At 60.8% G+C, this 19,289-nt stretch carries 16 protein-coding genes; 5 read left to right on the top strand and 11 right to left on the bottom strand.

The annotated features are described in order from the left end of the window. Positions 1–5: 5 nt before the first annotated feature. The 6 genes from ccoO (J3P96_RS09705) to ccoN (J3P96_RS09730) all read right to left on the bottom strand — a co-directional run bounded on the left by ccoO (J3P96_RS09705) (position 6) and on the right by ccoN (J3P96_RS09730) (position 5,737). Positions 6–614, bottom strand: a complete 609-nt coding sequence (gene ccoO / locus J3P96_RS09705) for a cytochrome-c oxidase, cbb3-type subunit II (RefSeq protein ID WP_434656707.1) — start codon at positions 612–614, stop codon at positions 6–8. After that, positions 614–2,056 (bottom strand): cytochrome-c oxidase, cbb3-type subunit I, encoded by a 1,443-nt coding sequence (gene ccoN / locus J3P96_RS09710; protein ID WP_186636610.1) that lies wholly within the window; start codon positions 2,054–2,056, stop codon positions 614–616. Before ccoN (J3P96_RS09710) ends, ccoO (J3P96_RS09705) begins: the two co-directional genes overlap by 1 nt. 481 nt (positions 2,057–2,537) lie before the next feature. Beyond that, entirely contained in the window at positions 2,538–3,491 is a 954-nt protein-coding gene (gene ccoP, locus J3P96_RS09715) for a cytochrome-c oxidase, cbb3-type subunit III (protein ID WP_434656709.1), read from the bottom strand. Next, positions 3,488–3,688, bottom strand: coding sequence for a cbb3-type cytochrome oxidase subunit 3 (locus J3P96_RS09720; protein ID WP_434656712.1), 201 nt, complete (start codon positions 3,686–3,688; stop codon positions 3,488–3,490). Before J3P96_RS09720 ends, ccoP begins: the two co-directional genes overlap by 4 nt. A gap of 5 nt (positions 3,689–3,693) precedes the next feature. Then, positions 3,694–4,302, bottom strand: a complete 609-nt coding sequence (ccoO, locus tag J3P96_RS09725) for a cytochrome-c oxidase, cbb3-type subunit II (protein ID WP_434656714.1) — start codon at positions 4,300–4,302, stop codon at positions 3,694–3,696. 10 nt (positions 4,303–4,312) lie between these two features. Continuing rightward, complete coding sequence (gene ccoN / locus J3P96_RS09730) at positions 4,313–5,737, bottom strand: cytochrome-c oxidase, cbb3-type subunit I (protein ID WP_305499963.1); 1,425 nt, start codon at positions 5,735–5,737, stop codon at positions 4,313–4,315. Positions 5,738–5,834: 97 nt separating this feature from the next. Between ccoN (J3P96_RS09730) and J3P96_RS09735 the strand changes: the two genes are divergently transcribed. After that, a complete protein-coding gene (locus tag J3P96_RS09735; protein ID WP_434656715.1) occupies positions 5,835–6,527 on the top strand; it encodes an alpha/beta family hydrolase in 693 nt (230 codons plus the stop codon). Positions 6,528–6,686: 159 nt separating this feature from the next. Here the strand turns inward: J3P96_RS09735 and J3P96_RS09740 are convergent, their stop codons facing one another. Further along, on the bottom strand, positions 6,687–8,252 hold the full coding sequence (locus J3P96_RS09740) for a methyl-accepting chemotaxis protein (RefSeq protein ID WP_434573002.1): 1,566 nt from the start codon (positions 8,250–8,252) through the stop codon (positions 6,687–6,689). Positions 8,253–8,328: 76 nt separating this feature from the next. Beyond that, on the bottom strand, positions 8,329–9,117 hold the full coding sequence (locus J3P96_RS09745; protein WP_434656716.1) for a lysostaphin resistance A-like protein: 789 nt from the start codon (positions 9,115–9,117) through the stop codon (positions 8,329–8,331). A 371-nt stretch (positions 9,118–9,488) separates the two neighbouring features. Between J3P96_RS09745 and J3P96_RS09750 the strand changes: the two genes are divergently transcribed. Beyond that, complete coding sequence (locus J3P96_RS09750) at positions 9,489–11,468, top strand: fibronectin type III domain-containing protein (RefSeq protein ID WP_434656718.1); 1,980 nt, start codon at positions 9,489–9,491, stop codon at positions 11,466–11,468. Positions 11,469–11,650: 182 nt separating this feature from the next. Here J3P96_RS09750 and acnA read toward each other — a convergent pair whose 3' ends face one another. Next, positions 11,651–14,392: an aconitate hydratase AcnA gene (gene acnA, locus J3P96_RS09755; protein ID WP_434656720.1), complete on the bottom strand. Its 2,742-nt coding sequence runs from the start codon at positions 14,390–14,392 to the stop codon at positions 11,651–11,653. A 172-nt stretch (positions 14,393–14,564) separates the two neighbouring features. Here acnA and rlmM point away from each other — a divergent pair, with 172 nt between their 5' ends. Continuing rightward, positions 14,565–15,638, top strand: a complete 1,074-nt coding sequence (gene rlmM, locus J3P96_RS09760) for a 23S rRNA (cytidine(2498)-2'-O)-methyltransferase RlmM (protein WP_434629712.1) — start codon at positions 14,565–14,567, stop codon at positions 15,636–15,638. Positions 15,639–15,835: 197 nt separating this feature from the next. Further along, entirely contained in the window at positions 15,836–16,087 is a 252-nt protein-coding gene (tusA, locus tag J3P96_RS09765) for a sulfurtransferase TusA (protein WP_305499973.1), read from the top strand. Here the strand turns inward: tusA and J3P96_RS09770 are convergent. After that, on the bottom strand, positions 16,084–17,487 hold the full coding sequence (locus J3P96_RS09770; RefSeq protein ID WP_434656722.1) for an MATE family efflux transporter: 1,404 nt from the start codon (positions 17,485–17,487) through the stop codon (positions 16,084–16,086). The two genes, tusA and J3P96_RS09770, sit on opposite strands and share 4 nt — an antisense overlap. A gap of 284 nt (positions 17,488–17,771) precedes the next feature. On the opposite strand from J3P96_RS09770, the gene pdxB reads away from it, so the two are divergent. Next, a complete protein-coding gene (gene pdxB, locus J3P96_RS09775; protein WP_434656725.1) occupies positions 17,772–18,914 on the top strand; it encodes a 4-phosphoerythronate dehydrogenase PdxB in 1,143 nt (380 codons plus the stop codon). A gap of 165 nt (positions 18,915–19,079) precedes the next feature. On the opposite strand, the gene J3P96_RS09780 is transcribed toward pdxB, so the two are convergent. Further along, positions 19,080–19,259, bottom strand: a complete 180-nt coding sequence (locus J3P96_RS09780) for a PA1571 family protein (RefSeq protein WP_123341965.1) — start codon at positions 19,257–19,259, stop codon at positions 19,080–19,082. Between the last annotated feature and the right edge of the window lie 30 nt (positions 19,260–19,289).

Raw genomic sequence — 19,289 nt, forward strand, 5'->3', positions numbered from 1 at the left:
CCAGATCACCGTTTGCTTTTGATGATGGTGCCCAGGCCTTGCAGATAGGCCACCAGCGCGTCCATTTCAGTCTTGCCTTTCACGGCATCCCTTGCACCGGCGATGTCTTCGTCGGTGTAGGGCGCGCCGAGCGCACGCAGGACTTCCATTTTCTTGGCGGTGTCTTTGCCGTCGAGCTTGTTTTCTACGAGGAACGGGTAGGCCGGCATCTTCGATTCAGGCACTACGTTGCGCGGGTTGTACAAGTGCGCACGCTGCCAGTCATCGGAGTAGCGACCACCGACGCGGGCCAGGTCCGGACCGGTGCGCTTGGAGCCCCACAGGAACGGGTGGTCCCAGACGCTTTCACCGGCAACGGAATAGTGACCGTAGCGTTCGGTTTCAGCACGGAACGGACGGATCATCTGCGAGTGGCAGCCGACACAACCGTTGGCGATGTAGACGTCGCGGCCTTCCAGTTCAAGGGCGGTGCGCGGCTTCATGCCTTCGACCGGCTTGTTGGTGACGTCCTGGAAGAACAGCGGAACGATCTGGGTCAGGCCGCCAATGCTGACGGCGATGACCATGAAGAAGGCCAGCAGGCCGATATTCTTCTCTACTGCTTCGTGCTTCATCAGTGAGCTCCAACTACGGCGATCTTGGCGGCGGCTTCTGCTTCAACCGGGTCAGAGGCACGAACGGTGCGATACACGTTGTAGGCCATCAGCAGCATGCCACTGGCGAAGAACGCGCCGCCCAGGGCACGGACGATGAAACCGGGGTGGCTGGCTTGCAATGCTTCGACGAACGAATAGGTCAGGGTGCCGTCGTCGTTGATCGCGCGCCACATCAGGCCTTGGGTGATGCCGTTGACCCACATCGAGGCGATGTAGAGCACGGTACCGATGGTGGCGAGCCAGAAGTGCGCGTTGATCAGGCCGGTGCTGTGCATCTGCGCACGACCGAACAGTTTCGGGATCATGTGGTAGATGGCGCCGATGGAGATCATCGCGACCCAGCCGAGCGCACCGGCGTGTACATGGCCGATGGTCCAGTCGGTGTAGTGGCTCAGGGAGTTGACGGTCTTGATCGCCATCATCGGACCTTCGAAGGTCGACATGCCGTAGAACGCCAGGGATACCACCAGAAAGCGCAGGATCGGGTCGGTGCGCAGCTTATGCCAGGCGCCCGAGAGGGTCATCATGCCGTTGATCATGCCGCCCCAGCTTGGCGCCAGCAGGATGATCGACATTGCCATGCCCAGGGATTGCGCCCAGTCCGGCAGCGCGGTGTAGTGCAGGTGGTGCGGACCGGCCCAGATGTACAGGGTGATCAGCGCCCAGAAGTGCACGATGGACAGGCGGTAGGAATAGATCGGACGCTCGGCCTGTTTCGGCACGAAGTAGTACATCATTCCCAGGAAGCCGGTGGTCAGGAAGAAGCCCACGGCGTTGTGGCCGTACCACCACTGGATCATCGCGTCGGTCGCGCCCGAGTAGGCCGAGTAGGACTTGAAGAAGCTGACCGGCAGCGACGCGTGGTTGACGATGTGCAGCATGGCGGTCACGACGATGAATGCACCGTAGAACCAGTTGCCGACGTAGATGTGCTTGGTCTTGCGCTTGACGATGGTGCCGAAGAACACCAGACCGTAGGTCACCCAGACAATGGCAAGCAGAATAGCCAGGGGCCATTCCAGCTCCGCGTATTCCTTGGTGGTGGTGAAACCCATTGGCAAGGTCACGATCGCGCCGACGATCACCGCTTGCCAACCCCAGAAGGTGAAGGCGGCGAGGCTGTCGGAAATCAGTCGCGTCTGGCAGGTTCGCTGCACGACGTAGTAGGAGGTGGCAAACAACGCACAACCACCGAAGGCGAAGATCACCAGGTTGGTGTGCAGCGGGCGCAGGCGTCCAAATGTCGTCCATGGCAGATCGAAGTTCAACTCCGGCCAGACCAGTTGCGAGGCGATGAAGACACCGAGCCCCATGCCAAGGATCCCCCAGACCACCGTCATGATGGCGAACTGGCGGACTACCTTATAGTTATAAGCAGTCGGACTGATTGCTGTGCTCATTCTAAGGTTCCACGGTTTGGGTATTTTATTAGGATAAAAATCGGCCGCAAGTATGGAGAAAGCGGGGGGTCATTGCAACGCGCCATGACCTGCGTCAATGCTTTCCAACGCTGATTCTGCGGCCTTTCCATGCGCCGCGTAGGGACAAAAATCGCCCCCGACAAATTGTCGCGTCAAATGTACGAGGCGAGGGGCGCGGGTCGGTTGTAACGGGGTGTGTTCAAACGCTGCGTTCGGGGGATGCCCAGGTGTCCTCGCAACCGTCGGTATCTACCTGACTTCGCGGGGTTTTTATCGAACGAGCGGCAAACACATCGGGTCGCCTCGACCAGGTCCCGGCAGTCGCCCATATGCTTTGGGGCAAGCTTAGACGCGATTGCAGCGAACCGAAAGGAAGACCTTGGAAGGGTGCGACAATGCGTCGCGCAATGACATGGATCAGCCGCATCCGGGTGAATGCGGCTGATCAAGTGGACAGGATTTATTCGCCTTCGCGTTCAGCTTGCAGGCGCTCGGTACCGGCGCCGTGGGAAAGGCTGTAGACGTAGGCGGCGAGCAGTTGCACCTTGTCGTTGCCGAGCAGTTCATTCTGCGCCGGCATATGGCCCTGACGGCCATGGCGGATGGTCTGCTGCAACTGGGCCAGGCTGGTGCCGTAGATGAAACCGGCCGGTTGCGTCAGGTTCGGCGCGCCCATGGCTTCGGTGCCCTGGCCGTTGGCGCCGTGGCAAGCCACGCAAGTGGTGTTGAAGGCTTGCTGGCCGGCTTGCAGGTCGGCACCGCTGTCGGCCGGTAGAGGCAGGCCAGCCAGGTCGTGGCGCACGTAGGCGGCGACGTTCCTGACCCCGGCGTCCCCCAGCACTTCGCCCCAGGCCGGCATTGCCGCCATGCGACCGCCCATGATGGTTGCCTTGATGGTCTCGGCATTGCCGCCCCAGCGCCAGTTGCTGTCGGCCAGGTTCGGAAAGCCGAAGGCGCCCTTGGCGTCCGAGCCATGGCAGACCGAGCAGTTGGAGGCGAACAGGCGTCCTCCCATCTTCAACGCTTGCGGGTCCTTGGCGACATCCTCCAGCGGCATTGCGGCGAATTTGGCGAAGATCGGCCCGAACCTGGCGTCGGCCCTGGCCATTTCCCTTTCCCATTCGTGGGCGCCGGTCCAACCATTTTCGTAGCCGGGCAGGATACCTTTCCAGTTGCCCAGGCCGGGATACAGGACCAGGTAGCCGACGGAGAACACCAGGGTGCCGGCAAACAGCAGGAACCACCATTGCGGCAAGGGGTTGTCGTACTCCTCGATGCCGTCGAAGCTGTGGCCCATGGTCTGGTCGACGCTGCCCTTGGTCTCGCCCTTGCGGGTGCCGATCAGCAGCCAGGTCAGGCCGATGAGGCTGCCGAGGGTTAGTACGCAGATCCACGTACTCCAGAAAGTGCTCATGACCGGGTACTCCTTGGTGCGGGGTCTTGGGGGGTAGCGTCAGCGGGCGGCTCGTCGGCGAACGGCAGCAGGCGCGCCTGGGCGAATTCCGGGCCGCGCTTGCTGCTGAATACCCATAGGGTCAGGCCGATGAAGGCCACGAACACCACGACCGTGCCCAGGCCGCGAATCATTCCAGTGCTCATTTCAACGAACATCGCGCTTACCTCTTGCTCTTGATGGCAGTGCCGAGCACTTGCAGGTAGGCCACCAGTGCGTCCATCTCGGTCTTGCCCTTGAGCGAGGCTGTCGCGCCTGCAATGTCGTCGTCGCTGTACGGCACGCCGAGGGTGCGCATGGCGCGCAGCTTGTCTTCGGTGTGGCTGCTGTCGACCGCCTGGGTCACCAACCATGGATAGGCCGGCATTTTCGACTCGGGGACGACGTTGCGCGGGTTGTACAGGTGGGCGCGATGCCAGTCATCGGAGTAACGCGCGCCGACCCGGGCCAGGTCCGGCCCGGTGCGCTTGGAGCCCCACAGGAAGGGGTGATCCCAGACGCTTTCGCCGGCGACGGAGTAGTGCCCGTAACGTTCGGTTTCGGCGCGGAACGGACGGATCATCTGCGAGTGGCAGCCGACGCAGCCTTCGCGGATGTAGATATCGCGGCCTTCGAGCTGCAGGGCGGTGTAGGGCTTCATGCCGTCCACCGGCTTGTTGGTCACGTCCTGGAAGAACAGCGGCACGATCTGGGTCAGGCCGCCGACACTCACGGCCAGGACCATCAGCAGCATCAGCAGGCCGACGTTTTTTTCGATTGTTTCGTGTTTCATGGCGGACTCCTCAAGCCATCTGCGCGGCAGCGGCGGCTTCGGCAGGCTGGTAGGCCCGCACGGTGCGCCAGGTGTTGTAGGCCATCAGCAGCATGCCGGCGAGGAAGATCGCCCCACCCGCCAACCGCACGATGAAGCCGGGGTGGCTGGCCACCAGGGTTTCGACGAAGGAGTAGGTGAGCGTGCCGTCCTCGTTCACCGCACGCCACATCAGGCCCTGGGCGATGCCGTTGACCCACATCGAGGCGATGTACAGCACGGTACCGATGGTCGCGAGCCAGAAGTGCGCGTTGATCAGGCCGATACTGTGCATCTGCGCCCGGCCGAAGACTTTCGGGATCATGTGGTACAGCGCACCGATGGAAATCATCGCCACCCAGCCGAGTGCACCGGCGTGTACGTGGCCGATGGTCCAGTCGGTGTAATGGGAGAGGGCGTTGACGGTCTTGATCGCCATCATCGGGCCTTCGAAAGTCGACATGCCGTAGAACGCGAGGGATACCACGAGAAAGCGCAGGATCGGGTCGCTGCGCAATTTATGCCAGGCCCCCGAGAGGGTCATCATGCCGTTGATCATGCCGCCCCAACTGGGCGCCAGCAGGATCAGCGACATCACCATGCCCAGCGACTGCGCCCAATCCGGCAGCGCGGTGTAGTGCAGATGGTGCGGGCCGGCCCAGATGTACAGGGTAATTAGCGCCCAGAAGTGCACGATGGACAAGCGATAGGAATACACCGGGCGCTCGGCCTGTTTCGGCACGAAGTAATACATCATCCCGAGGAAACCGGCGGTGAGGAAAAAGCCCACGGCGTTGTGCCCGTACCACCACTGCACCATCGCGTCCGTGGCGCCGGCATACACCGAGTAGGATTTGGTGAGGCTCACCGGCAGTTCCAGGTTGTTGACGATGTGCAGGAGCGCCACGGTCAGGATGAACCCGCCGAAAAACCAGTTGCCGACGTAGATGTGTTTGGTGTTGCGCTTGGCCACGGTGCCAAAGAACACGATGGCGTAGGCGACCCAGACAATGGTGATGAGAATGTCGATTGGCCACTCGAGCTCGGCATATTCCTTGGAACTGGTGTAGCCCAGTGGCAGGCTGATGGCCGCCAGCAGGATCACCAGCTGCCAGCCCCAAAAGCAGAACGCGGCGAGTTTCGGCGCAAACAGCTGGGTCTGGCAGGTGCGTTGCACCGAGTAGAACGAACTGGCGAACAGGGCGCAGCCGCCGAAGGCGAAAATCACCGCGTTGGTGTGCAGCGGGCGCAGGCGGCCGAAGCTGGTCCAGGGCAAATCGAAATTGAGCTGTGGCCAGACCAATTGGGCCGCGAGAAAAACCCCGAGGCCCATGCCGACGATGCCCCACACCACCGTCATAATGGCGAATTGGCGGACCACCTTGTAGTTGTAGGCGGTACTGATAGAAGTGTTCATGGTTCCCCATCCACGGTTCAGCCGAAGTGCGCGCCCGCGCAGGGCAGGTGCAGCGTTCTTCGCCTGGAGTTATAGGCAGACTGAAAGCGAGGCAAGCATGAACAAACAGCACAAGGCCAGTATTGACGGGGATCAATGGGCGGCATGTGTGACCAAGCGCGGCTGGTTGTGGACAGCCACGAAACCCGGTGCTCGCGCCGAATTGCCGACGCTGATCTTGGCCCATGGTGCGGGTGCGCCGATGGACAGCGGCTTCATGAACGAAATGGCCGCGCGCCTTGCCGCACAAGGCGTCAATGTGCTGCGCTTCGAGTTTCCCTACATGGCCCAACGGCGCCTGGACGGCGGCAAGCGCCCACCCAACCCGGCGCCTAAGCTGCTGGAATGCTGGCGTGAGGTCTACGCCACGGTGCGACCCTATGTCGCTGGGCGGCTGGCGATTGGCGGAAAATCCATGGGCGGGCGCATGGCAAGCCTTGTGGCCGATGAGCTGGGTGCCGATGCGCTGGTGTGCCTCGGGTATCCCTTCTATGCCGTGGGCAAACCGGAAAAACCGCGGGTCGAGCATTTGGCGGCGTTGAAAACCCGGGCGCTGATTGTCCAGGGCGAGCGGGACGCGCTGGGTAATCGCGAGGCGGTCGAAGGTTATGCCTTGTCATCTGGCATCGAAGTGCTGTGGTTGGCGGCCGGGGATCATGACTTGAAGCCGCTGAAGGCTTCGGGATTCAGTCACGAGCAGTATCTGGAGGCGGCGGCGCAGAGAGTGGCTGGGTTTCTTTTCCAAGACTGATGCTGATTGTTCCGGCCTCTTCGCGAGCAGGCTCGCTCCCACAGGGGAGTGAACGCTGCAAATCCAGGGTGGGAGCGAGCCTGCTCGCGAAAGCGATCTTTCAGAGCGTAAAAAACCCGGAAGCTTTCGCTGTCCGGGTTTTCAGTCTTCCAATCTAAATCAGCGGTTGAACCGCTCCACCAACGAATACTGGGTATTGGCCGTTCGAGTCAGTTCTTCGCTGAGCAGCGCCGAGCTGTGGGCCTGTCCCGAGGTCTGGTCGGCCAGTTCCGAGATGTTGCTGATGTTGCGGCTGATCTCCTCGGCCACCGAGCTCTGCTCCTCGGTGGCAGCCGCGATCTGGGTGGTCATGTCGGTGATGTGGGCCACGGCTTCGCTGATCCCGACCAGCGCCTGGTCCGCTTCCATGACCCGCGCCACGCCTTCTTCGGCCTGGCGATGGCCAGCATCCATGGTCTGTACGGCGTTGTTGGCGGTCTGTTGAAGCTTGGCGATCAGGGCATGGATCTGCCCGGTGGATTCGCTGGTGCGCTGGGCCAGTTGCCTTACTTCGTCGGCCACCACGGCAAAGCCGCGGCCCATTTCACCGGCGCGGGCCGCTTCGATGGCGGCGTTGAGCGCCAGCAGGTTGGTCTGGTCGGCGATGCCCTTGATCACGTCGACCACGCCACCGATTTCGTCGCTGTCCTTGGCCAGCTGGGTCACGGTCTGCCCGGTCTCGCCCACTACCACCGACAGGCGTTCGATGGCTTCACGGGTTTCTCCGGCAATGTCACGACCGCGACTGGTCAGGCGATTGGCCTCCTGGGTGGCATCGGCGGTGCGCTGCACGTGGCTGGCGACTTCCTGGGTGGTCGCGGCCATCTGATTGACGGCGGTGGCCACCTGCTCGGTTTCCACCCGCTGACGCTCCAGGCCAGTGGAACTGTCGTGGGCCAGGGAATTGGACTGCCGCGCTTGCGCGTTGAGATGTTCGGCGGTGTCCTGCAGGCGGGTCAGGCAGGTTTTGAGACGTGCTTCCTGGCTGAGGATCGACATTTCCAGGCGTGCCTGGACACCACGGCTGTCGGTATACATCCGCGCGATCAACGGATCGGAGGTGGTCTGCTCGGCCAGGCGCAGCAGGCGCTTGATCCCGCGTTGCTGCCATTGCAGGCCCATCAATCCCAATGGCACCGACAGCAGGGCTGCCAGGGCGAAGCCCCAGGAAGAATTGAGGAACGCACCGACGACGAAGCTCAACTGGCTGACCAGGATGAATGGCAGCCAGTCCTGCAGGATCGGCAGCCATTTGTCGCTGCCGGGTACCGCGGCCTTGCCCTGGTTGATGCGTTGATAGAGCGCTTCGGCTCGGGAGATCTGCTCGGCGCTGGGTTTGACCCGTACCGATTCATAGCCGACCACCTGATTGCCTTCGAATACCGGCGTGACGTAGGCGTTGACCCAGTAATGGTCACCGTTCTGGCAGCGGTTCTTGACGATGCCCATCCATGGCAAGCCTTGTTTCAGCGTGTCCCACATGTGGGCAAACACGGCCGACGGAACGTCGGGATGGCGTACCAGGTTGTGCGGCGCATGGATCAGCTCTTCCTTCGAGAACCCACTGATTTCAACGAACGCGTCGTTGCAGTAGGTGATCACACCCTTGGTATTGGTGGTGGAAATCAATCTTTGCTGGGCCGGGAAGGTCCTTTCGCGCTGTGTAATAGGTTGGTTGTTACGCATGGTGGTGTAGTCCGCAAGGCTTTGAAAGGTTGTCGGCACCGTCAGCTTTTTGTTGAAGAAATTCTGCCCGGCGGCGTCACGCCAGCATCGGGTAAGTAAACAGGGCGAAATGCAGCAGGTTGAGGCCGAAATGTGTGGCAATCGCCGCGCCCAGGCCGCCAAACCGATAGGCGAGGCCATAACCGATCCCGGCCAGCCCCGACAGCAATACCCACTGCCAGCCGGCACCGGCATGCACCAGGCCGAACAACAGCGAGGCCAGCAGCAATGCGAGGTTGTCGCCATGGCGCAGATGTTCGAAGCGTCGGCTCAGGCTGCCCTGGATGTAGCCACGAAACAGTGCTTCCTCGACCAAGGTCACCAACAAAAGATTGTTGAGCACCCAGATCCAGGCCTGGTCCGGCCATTTCGGTGCCCAATGGATCATGCCCAGCAACATGGCCCCGCCCAAGGCCATTATCGCGCTTAGCGCAAGCCCCAGGGCCGTGCCGTAGACAGCGCCACGAAACGAGCGGCGGCCAACGATCCAGGGGCACGCCAGCAACAGCCAGAAACCGATCAGGGGCTTGTCTTGGTTCAGATACATCGCAAACCGCACGGCGTCATCGCTGAGGCGTTGCGCCGCGATCGCCCGGCCGTTGAAGAACCCCGGCATCCAATGCAATGCCAACGCGACCGCCAGGACGATGAACAGGCAATGCCCGAGAAACTGCCCGACCGGCGTCTGCCGCTGGCGAACCGCGTACCCGGCGAACAGCAGCAGCGCGACCGAGATGATGGCAGTCCAGGCCAGATGGCCGTACGCGAGGGCCAGGCCATAACCGATCGAGAGAAGGGCCAGGTACGGCCAGGGTAGGGCGGGCATAAACGTCCTTGAGGGAAAATTCTGCAGTGAGAGGCTATCAGGGGCGCGAGTTTATAAGCAGATGAGTACAAAAACATCGACTTTGAAGTAACGGAATTTTCGTAGGGGCGATTTCTCGCCCAAATGTTCGGGGGCCATGCCTGGCGCGCTTGATATCACAGTCTTGCCAGATGGAGCTTCCTCGGCAGCATCCACAACTGTCAACTCTGACAGTTTCGATGCACGAGAAAAGCATGCTTACTTCAGCCAAGAGAGAACCATGCCGGCGCGGTGTTCGCAGTCAAGCATCGCCTGGATTTCCGGCAATGTCAGCTGGGACGGCAATGGACGCTTTTGCGCAATGGAAACTCCAAGCTCAGCGGAGATTAAATATGAACAGCACCGACGAAGCGGGTCCCTTTCTTCCACGCCACAGCGCTGAACGTGGGAGAGGCGTACCGGAGATTCAGGAAACCATCGCAACATTGGTTGCAGACCCGACACAACCCCGTAACGTCCGTAATCCAGGGAAAACTTATTGCGAGGCATGGTTGACGTGGGATCCTCCCGCCGACTCCTCGGATCTGCTTGGCTACGAAGTTAGTTGCCCAGGTCGGGAGCCGGTCAATACAACGTTATGTGAATACGTTGCCAGGGATCTGACGCCAGAGATTGAATACGTCTATCAAGTCAAATCGTACAGAGGTGACGGCAATCCACCAGGGATCCCGCAGTCCATTTTTGTGGTGACCCACGATAGAGTGCCTCCTACCAAGCCGAAGGCGTTCAAGGCCAGTGGAGTGACACACAATAGTGCTCAACTCAGTTGGGGAGCATCAGAGAGCCACAGTGGCGAAATTTCTTACCGGATTTATCTCAACGGCGTTCTCAGAGCAGAAACCAAGCAGCTAGATTATACAATTTCTTATCTGAAGCATCTTGCCGTCTATCACGTTCGAATAGGGGCGGTTATCAAGACTGGAACGAAACGTGCTTCCCAGTTCGTGTCGTTGACGTTTAAAACTTCGTTGCGTCCGCCGATATTGAGATTTAGCCAACGTAACGGAGTCGGCAGGCTCGCCTGGGCTCCGTATTATTGGAATGTTCCGTCGCATGAAGGGACCGTTAACGGGCACGCCTTTAGTACAGGTCCGGGCCGTTTAGGTTTTACTTTCAAGCTGGCGGACGTGACCTCGGGCCCTGTTCCGTTGCATTTCGAGTTCTCGGTTCGTGCCAAGGTCGGTGATAACTATTCCGAGACGAGTAATTTGAAAGCGGTGGTCGATGACATTCTTCCCCCGAATCAGCCCGGGATCCCAGTGGTAAGTAATATAACGGACACGTCGGCGACGCTGGCATGGGCGCCGTCGAGCGATAATAAAGGTGTAACGGGTTACAAGTTACGCTGCAACCTGGCAGTCAAAAACGTATCGCTCACAACAACAACGTTCACCCAATTGAAACGTGGTGTCTGGTACCTCGCCACTGTACGTGCGGAGGATGATGCTGGAAACGTCTCCGTTCCGAGTGAGGTTTGGTTCCAGACCACTGGGGTGGCGTCCAAGCCCCGCCCAACACCGCCGATCGATATAAATATCTTTCACACGTCGTCAACTTCAGTTGACATCAACTGGTCATTCGAGCATTCAGGAACCGGGGTTCTGGGCGTGGTCATCAAAGTTGATGACGAATATCTGGATCCGGTTCTGGAGCCTTACTACCACAAAGAACTGGATAATTTAATTCCGGGGACTGAGTATTCAATCACACTGATCACTGTCAATTGGTTAAATGGACAATTCTCCGAGCCCACTACTTTTACCTTTGAGAAGACGGACGTTGCACCGCCGAGCGTTCCGGGCAGGTTGCGGATTGTTTCTTCAACCTCCGATTCAGCTACGCTGGCCTGGGATGATTCAACGGACGATATCGGCCTGTATGGATATGTCATCTACAATAATCATGAATATGTCGACAGTACAACGCTTGGCCGGTACACCGCGGTCGATCTGGTACCCGGCTTGCATTTATTTGAAGTTGTGGCCATGGATGCTTCTGGAAACACCTCCGAGCCAGCATTGATTGGCAAAATCATTGGTGATCCTGAAGACGTAACTCCACCCAGTGTTCCGCGTAACTTGCGTGTAAATTTTTCTGGTCATACATTGGCCTACCTGACGTGGGAGGAATCAACAGACGACGTCTGCCTGTACGGTTATGCCGTCTACCTCGACAAGGTGCTCGTCAATACTCAGCGCGGTACTTACTGGCAATACCACCCTTTATCTGCTGGCGTTCATCTATTCGAAGTTCGCGCCTTGGATATTTTTGGGAACGCCTCTGAGCCAGCATCAATGCAATGCAGGACTTGAGCTGCAGTTATTATCCTGGAAGTTTCAAGCCGTGACTGAACGAGCAACAAGTGTGTAAAGGTAATCGGGTCGGTAGCAAAGCCATAGACGGGAGTTGGGAAGATGGACTCCGTCGATCGGGTCCTGGGAAGGCAGCATGTTATTGAAAACCTGGCTGCCTTCCCGGAATTCATCAGGATCTTTCACCCGCCTAGCATTTGCCGCAGGACAAAATGCAGGATCCCGCCAGCCTTGAAATATTCCACTTCGTTCAAGGTGTCGATCCGGCACAACACTTCAATCCGCTCCTGGCTGCCGTCCTCGCGGGTGATGACCACGGGCAAGTTCATGCGCGGCGTCAGCTCGGTATCGCTCAGCCCGAGGATATCGAGGGTCTCCCTGCCAGTGAGGTTCAGGCTCTTGCGATTCTGATCGAGCTTGAATTGCAGCGGCAGCACGCCCATGCCCACCAGGTTGGAGCGGTGGATGCGTTCGAAGCTTTCGGCGATCACGGCCTTCACGCCCAGCAGGTTGGTACCCTTGGCCGCCCAGTCCCGGCTCGAACCGGTGCCATATTCCTGCCCGGCAATGACTACCAGAGGCGTGCCGGTGGCCTGATACAACATGGCCGCATCGTAGATCGACATTCTTTCGCCGTTGGGGATATAGATCGTATTGCCGCCTTCTTCGCCGCCGAGCATCTCGTTGCGGATACGGATGTTGGCGAAGGTGCCGCGCATCATCACCTGGTGATTGCCCCGTCGCGAGCCGTAGGAGTTGAAGTCCCGCGGTTCCACGCCTTGTTCGCGCAAGTAACGGCCGGCAGGGCTGTCTGCCTTGATATTGCCGGCTGGCGAGATATGGTCGGTGGTCACCGAGTCTCCGAGCAGCGCTAGGACGCGCGCGCCCTCGACATTCCTGACCACCGGTGGCGGCCCGCCGATGTCGTCGAAGAATGGCGGATGCTGGATGTAGGTCGAGTCGTCCTGCCAGACATAAGTAGCCGCCTGCGGCACTTCGATGGCTTGCCACTGTTCGTCACCGGCGAACACGGCGGCGTATTCCTTGTGGAACATGCTGGTGTCGACCTGGGCCACGGCGTCGGCTACTTCCTTGCTGCTTGGCCAGATGTCCCGCAGGTAGACCGGATTGCCGTCCCGGTCGTTGCCCAGCGGTTCGCTGCTGATATCGATGCGCACGGTGCCGGCCAGGGCGTAGGCGACCACCAATGGCGGCGAGGCCAGCCAGTTGGTTTTCACCAGCGGATGCACCCGGCCCTCGAAGTTGCGGTTACCCGACAGCACCGAAGCCACGGTCAGGTCGGCTTTCTGGATAGCTTTTTCGATGGGGTCGGGCAGTGGGCCGGAGTTGCCGATACAGGTCGTGCAACCGTAGCCCACCAGGTCGAAGCCGAGCTTGTCGAGATACTCGGTCAGGCCCGCGGCGTTGTAGTAGTCGGTCACCACCTTGGAGCCAGGCGCCAGGGAGCTTTTGACCCAGGGCTTGCGTGTCAGGCCTTTTTCCACGGCTTTTTTTGCCACCAGCCCGGCGGCCATCATCACGCTGGGGTTGGAGGTGTTGGTGCAAGAGGTGATGGCGGCAATCACCACCGCGCCGTTTTTCAGGCGATGGGTCTGGCCATCGAACTCGTACTCGGCTTCGCCTACCTGATCGGCATTGCCTACCGCGACGCCTCCGCCGCCTTCGCTTTCCAGGCGGCCCTCATCCTTGCTGGTGGGTTTGATCTGCAAGCCGAGGAAATCACTGAAGGCTTGGCCGACATTCGGCAGCGAGACCCGATCCTGGGGACGCTTGGGGCCGGCGAGGCTGGCCTCGACGCTGCCCATGTCCAGTTCCAGCGTGTCGGTGAACACCGGTTCCTGGCCAGGCAGGCGCCAGAGGCCCTGGGCCTTGCAATAGGCTTCCACCAGTTTCACGGTTTCTGCGGGGCGCCCGGACAGGCGCAAGTAATCCAGCGTTACATCGTCCACCGGGAAGAAACCGCACGTGGCGCCGTATTCCGGGGCCATGTTGGCGATGGTGGCGCGGTCGGCCAGGGGCAGGTCGGCGAGACCGTCGCCATAAAACTCGACGAATTTGCCCACCACACCCTTCTTGCGCAGCATCTGCGTGACGGTCAGCACCAGGTCGGTCGCGGTGATACCTTCGCGCAGCTTGCCGGTGAGCTTGAAGCCGACAACCTCGGGGATCAGCATCGATACCGGTTGGCCGAGCATCGCCGCTTCCGCCTCGATCCCGCCGACGCCCCAGCCGAGCACGCCGAGGCCATTGATCATGGTGGTGTGAGAGTCGGTGCCGACCAGCGTGTCGGGGAAGGCGTAGGTGCGGCCGTCTTCCTCTTTGGTCCAGACGGTGCGACCGAGGTATTCCAGGTTCACCTGGTGGCAGATGCCGGTGCCCGGTGGCACCACGCTGAAGTTGTCGAAGGCACTCTGGCCCCAGCGCAGGAAGGCATAACGTTCGCCGTTGCGCTGCATTTCGATGTCGACGTTCTGCTCGAAGGCCTGGCGGCTGGCGAACTTGTCCACCATCACCGAGTGGTCGATCACCAGGTCGACCGGTGACAACGGGTTGATTCGCTGGGGATCGCCTCCGGCCTTTTCCACGGCGGCGCGCATGGCGGCCAGGTCGACCACGGCGGGCACGCCGGTAAAGTCCTGCATCAGCACCCGCGCCGGGCGATACTGGATTTCGCGGTCGGAGCGGCGCTCCTTGAGCCAACCGGCCAGGGCCTTGAGGTCGGCGCCGGTGACGGTTTTTTCATCTTCCCAGCGCAGCAGATTTTCCAGCAGCACCTTGAGGGACATTGGCAGTTTATCCAGATCACCGAGGCTTCGCGCGGCGTCCGGCAAGCTGAAATAGTGATAAGTCCTGGCGTCGACTTGCAATGTTTTAAGGGTTTTCAGGCTATCGAGGGACGGCATTGAAATCACTCCTTTGAGTCCGCACGGCTACGGACTGACGGAACGGACAGAGCCTTTAACCTAGCCCTGTTTTGAGCGTATGACCAATCACTGGACTCTATGGACAGGTTCGCGGTTCCGAACTCCGCTATCATGCGGCGGTTTTCGTGACAGGCTTTGCTACGGAGTTTCAATGAACACGCTTTTTATGCACTGCCGACCGGGCTTCGAAGGCGAGGTCTGTTCCGAGATCGCCGAACATGCCGCGCGGCTGAACGTGGCCGGCTACGCCAAGGCCAAGCCGGCCAGCGCCTGCGCCGAATTCGTCTGCACTGAAGAAGACGGCGCCGAGCGGCTGATGCGTGGACAGCGCTTTGCCGAGCTGATTTTCCCGCGCCAGTGGGCGCGTGGCTCGTTCATCGAGTTGCCGGAGACCGACCGCATCAGCGTCATCCTCGCCCATCTGGCGGCTTTCCCGACGTGCGGCAGCCTGTGGCTGGAAGTGGTCGATACCAACGACGGCAAAGAGCTGTCGAACTTCTGCAAGAAATTCGAAGGTCCGTTGCGCAAGGCCTTGAGTGGCGCCGGCAAGCTGGTGGACGACCCGCACAAGCCGCGCCTGCTGCTGACGTTCAAGAGTGGCCGCGAAGTGTTCCTTGGCCTGGCGGAAGCCGACAATTCGGCAATGTGGCCGATGGGTATTCCGCGGCTTAAATTCCCTCGCGAAGCGCCGAGCCGCTCGACCCTCAAACTCGAAGAGGCCTGGCACCATTTCATCCCCCGTGACCAATGGGACGAGCGGCTGCACAGCGACATGACCGGCGTGGACCTCGGCGCCGCGCCGGGTGGCTGGACCTGGCAATTGGTCAACCGGGGCATGCTGGTGACGGCCATCGACAACGGTCCGATGGCTGAAAGCCTGATGGACACCGGCCTGGTGCAGCACTTGATGGCGGACGGCTTCACGTTCAAGCCCAAGCAGCCGGTGGACTGGATGGTCTGTGACATCGTCGAAAAACCCGCGCGCAATGCGGCGATGCTGGAAGAGTGGATTGGCGAGGGACATTGCCGTGAAGCGGTGGTCAACTTGAAACTGCCGATGAAGCAGCGTTACGCCGAGGTGAAGCGTCTGCTCGAACGCATCGCCGAGGGTTTCAAGGCCCGGGGTATCAAGGTCGAGATTGGCTGCAAGCAGCTGTATCACGACCGTGAGGAAGTGACGTGCCATCTGCGGCGGCTGGATAGCAAGAAGCCGAAGTCTCGCTAAAGCCAAAGAGCCAGCCTTTGTGGCGAGGGAGCTTGCTCCCGCTGGGTTGCGAAGCGACCCCAATGCCCTGTCGGGTTCTAAAAGCGACGACTGCTGCGCAGCCGAGCGGGAGCAAGCTCCCTCGCCACAGTTGGATGCGCATTTGTTAAGAGCGCCGACATTGCGCGACAATAGCGGCCAGTTTCAGGAGTAGAAACATGAGTGAAATGAACGAAACGCCGGTCGACGGCACGCTGGACGCCACCGGCCTCAACTGTCCGGAGCCGGTGATGATGCTGCATCAGCATATCCGTGACCTGGCCCCCGGAGGACTGCTGAAAGTCATTGCCACCGACCCGTCGACGCGCCGTGACATCCCCAAGTTTTGCGTGTTTCTCGATCACGAACTGGTCAGCCAGGATGAAGTGGACGGCACCTACCGCTACTGGATCCGCAAGAAGCTCGCTTAACCCGTCGCGCGACTGATGCGAATCTGCCCACGGGCACTGCGCGTCAGTCGGATCGACAGCATCAACGCCGCGCAGCTCAATCCCACGATCAAACCCTGCCACAATCCGCTTGGGCCGCTGGCGGTGCCGAGCCAGTCGGTCAGGCCCAGGGCGTAACCCACCGGCAAGCCGATGCCCCAGTAAGCGAAGAGCGTCAGGATCATCGTCACCTGGGTGTCCTGGTAACCGCGCAACGCGCCCGCCGCCGTGACCTGGATGGCATCGGAAAACTGAAACAGCGCCGCGTAGACGATCAGCATCGATGCCACTTCGATCACCACGGGGTCGGCGGTATAGATCGCCGCGATAGGCCCGCGCAAGGCGAACATCAGGCTCGCCGACAGGCAGGCGTACGCCAGGGCCGTGGCCATGCCGACGCCTGCCGCAAAGCGCGCTTCCCGAGGCTGGCTACGCCCCAGCGCCTGGCCAACCCGTACGGTCACGGCCATGCCCAGGGAATAGGGGATCATGAACACCAGCGAGCTGAAATTCAGGGCGATCTGGTGTCCGGCCACTACCGTGGCGCCGAGGCTGCCGATCAGCAGGGCGATGACCGCGAAGATGCTCGATTCGGCAAACACCGCGATGCCGATCGGCAGGCCGATGCCCAGCAACCGCTTGATGACCGACCATTGCGGCCAGTCGAAACGGCTGAACAGCTGACTCGATTGATAGATCGGGCCCCAGCGTGTCCAGGCGGCCATGCCCGCCGCCATGAACCACATCACAATGGCCGTGGCCCAGCCGCAGCCGACACCGCCCATGGCGGGGACGCCCAGGTGTCCATAGATGAAGATGTAGTTGAGCGGAATGTTCAGGGCCAGCCCGCACAGCCCCAGCACCATCGCCGGCCGCGTACGCCCCAGGCCGTCGCTGAAGCAGCGCAGCACGTAATAGAGCGCCACCGCCGGAAGACCGCTGCCGATGCCGCGCAGGTATTCCATGCAAGGGCCGATCAGTTCGGGATCGACTTTCATGACATGCAGGATCGGTTCGGCGCTGAGCAGCGCCAACGTTGCGATCAGCCCCACCGCGAGTGCCAGCCACAATGCCTGACGCACCAATGGACCGATCTGTTCAAAGGTACCGGCACCGAAACGCTGGGCCACCTTCGGCGTGGTAGCCAACAGCGTGCCGGTCATCAACAGGAATACCGGAACCCAGATCGAGTTGCCCAGCGCCACCGCCGCGAGATCCCGCGGCCCGACCCGGCCGGCCATCACCGCGTCGACAAAGCCCATGGCGGTGGTCGCCAATTGCGCCACCATGATCGGCAGGGCCAGGGCCAGCAGGGTCTTGAGCTCCAGGCGCACCCGGGCCGGGCGGGAGAGAGTGGTGGGGGTGTCGATCACAGGATTCACAGGGCAAGCATCCGAAAAATATTAAGCGCAAGGCGGCGAATTCTACGCCTTGACGCATCGGTCAGGAAAAAACCTGTGTTGGGGATTTGTAATCGGGCAGTACGGCAGCTTTCGTGGCGAGGGAGCTTGCTCCCGCTCGGCTGCGCAGCAGTCGCTGGCATTTTGGGCCCGCTTCGCAGGCCAGCGGGAGCAAGCTCCCTCGCCACAATGGTACTGCTCGCTCCTGGTAATGCGCGAAGCAACCGGAACGCCTACACTGCCCACCCCGCCAAAGGAGCTTTGCCATGCTGATCGTTGCCGACGAAAACATTCCCTTGCTCGATGCGTTTTTTCAAGGTTTTGGTGAAATCCGCCGGGTGCCGGGGCGGGGTATCGACCGGGCGCTGGTCGAGCAGGCTGACGTGCTGCTGGTGCGTTCGGTCAGCCAGGTCAATCGGGCGCTGCTGGAAGGCAGCAAGGTGCGTTTTGTCGGCACCTGCACCATCGGCACCGATCACCTGGACCTGGAATATTTCGCCGAAGCCGGCATCCGCTGGGCCAGTGCCCCGGGTTGTAACGCCCGTGGTGTGGTGGACTATGTGCTGGGCTGCCTCATGACCCTGGCGGAAATCGAAGGCGCGGATCTTGCGCAGCGCACCTTTGGCGTCGTCGGCGCGGGGCAGGTGGGCGGGCGATTGATCAAGGTACTCAAAGACCTGGGCTGGGTCGTGAAAGTCTGTGATCCGCCGCGCCAGGCTGCCGAAGGCGGCGATTACCTGAGCCTGGAGCAGATTATCGAGCAGTGCGATGTGATCAGCCTGCACACACCCCTGACCCGCGATGGCGAGCAACCGACCTGGCACCTTTTCGACGAGCAACGATTGAACAACCTCAAGCCGGGGACCTGGTTGATCAACGCCGCGCGCGGCCCGGTCATCGACAACACGGCGCTGCGCGAGGTGCTGCTGGAGCGCGAAGATCTGCAAGCGGTGCTGGATGTCTGGGAGCGGGAGCCGACAGTCGACGTCGATCTGGCCGACCTCTGCGTGATCGCCACTCCGCACATCGCCGGCTATAGCCTTGACGGTCGCCAGCGTGGCACGGCGCAGATTTATGAAACCTTGTGCGGATTCCTGCAGCGGCCGGTGGAAGTCAGCCTGGCCGAGCTGTTGCCTCGGCCGTGGCTCGCCGGCCTCACGCTGGATGCCGCCACCGACCCGGCCTGGGCCCTGGCGGCGTTGTGCCGGAGCGTGTACGACCCGCGCCGTGACGATGCGGACTTTCGCCGCAGCCTGATCGGCACCGACAGCGAGCAACGTAGCGCTTTTGATGCCTTGCGCAAGCATTATCCGCCACGCCGGGAAATCGATAGCTTGAAGGTGCGGATCGAAGGGCAATCGCCGACGTTGGAAAATATCGTGGCAGCCCTGGGCGCCACCATTGCTTGAGCGTAGAGCGCCTTTGTGGCGAGGGAGCTTGCTCCCGCTCGGCTGCGAAGCAGTCGCCGACTGCAACTGTCCAGCGGGAGCAAGCTCCTTCACCCCGCAAGCCGGCAAATCAAAGGCATAAAAAACCCGACATCAAGGTCGGGTTCAGTTGAAGACGGGGCTGTATCACTTTTGTTCGGCAGGTTTGACCAGTCGTTTTTCCAGTTCGCTGCAGGCTTTCTGGATCATGTCTTCGGTGATCGGTACTTCGCGCCCTTGGGCATCGATGAACGAGCAGCCCAGGGACTGGTCCGGTTGCGTGCGGATCACTTGAATCTTGTCTTCGCTGCTGTGTTGCAAGGACATGGCCTGTCTCCTCATCAGGTTGCGTGCCTA

The organism is Pseudomonas sp. R3-56, assembly GCF_051132075.1.
Lineage (GTDB): Bacteria > Pseudomonadota > Gammaproteobacteria > Pseudomonadales > Pseudomonadaceae > Aquipseudomonas.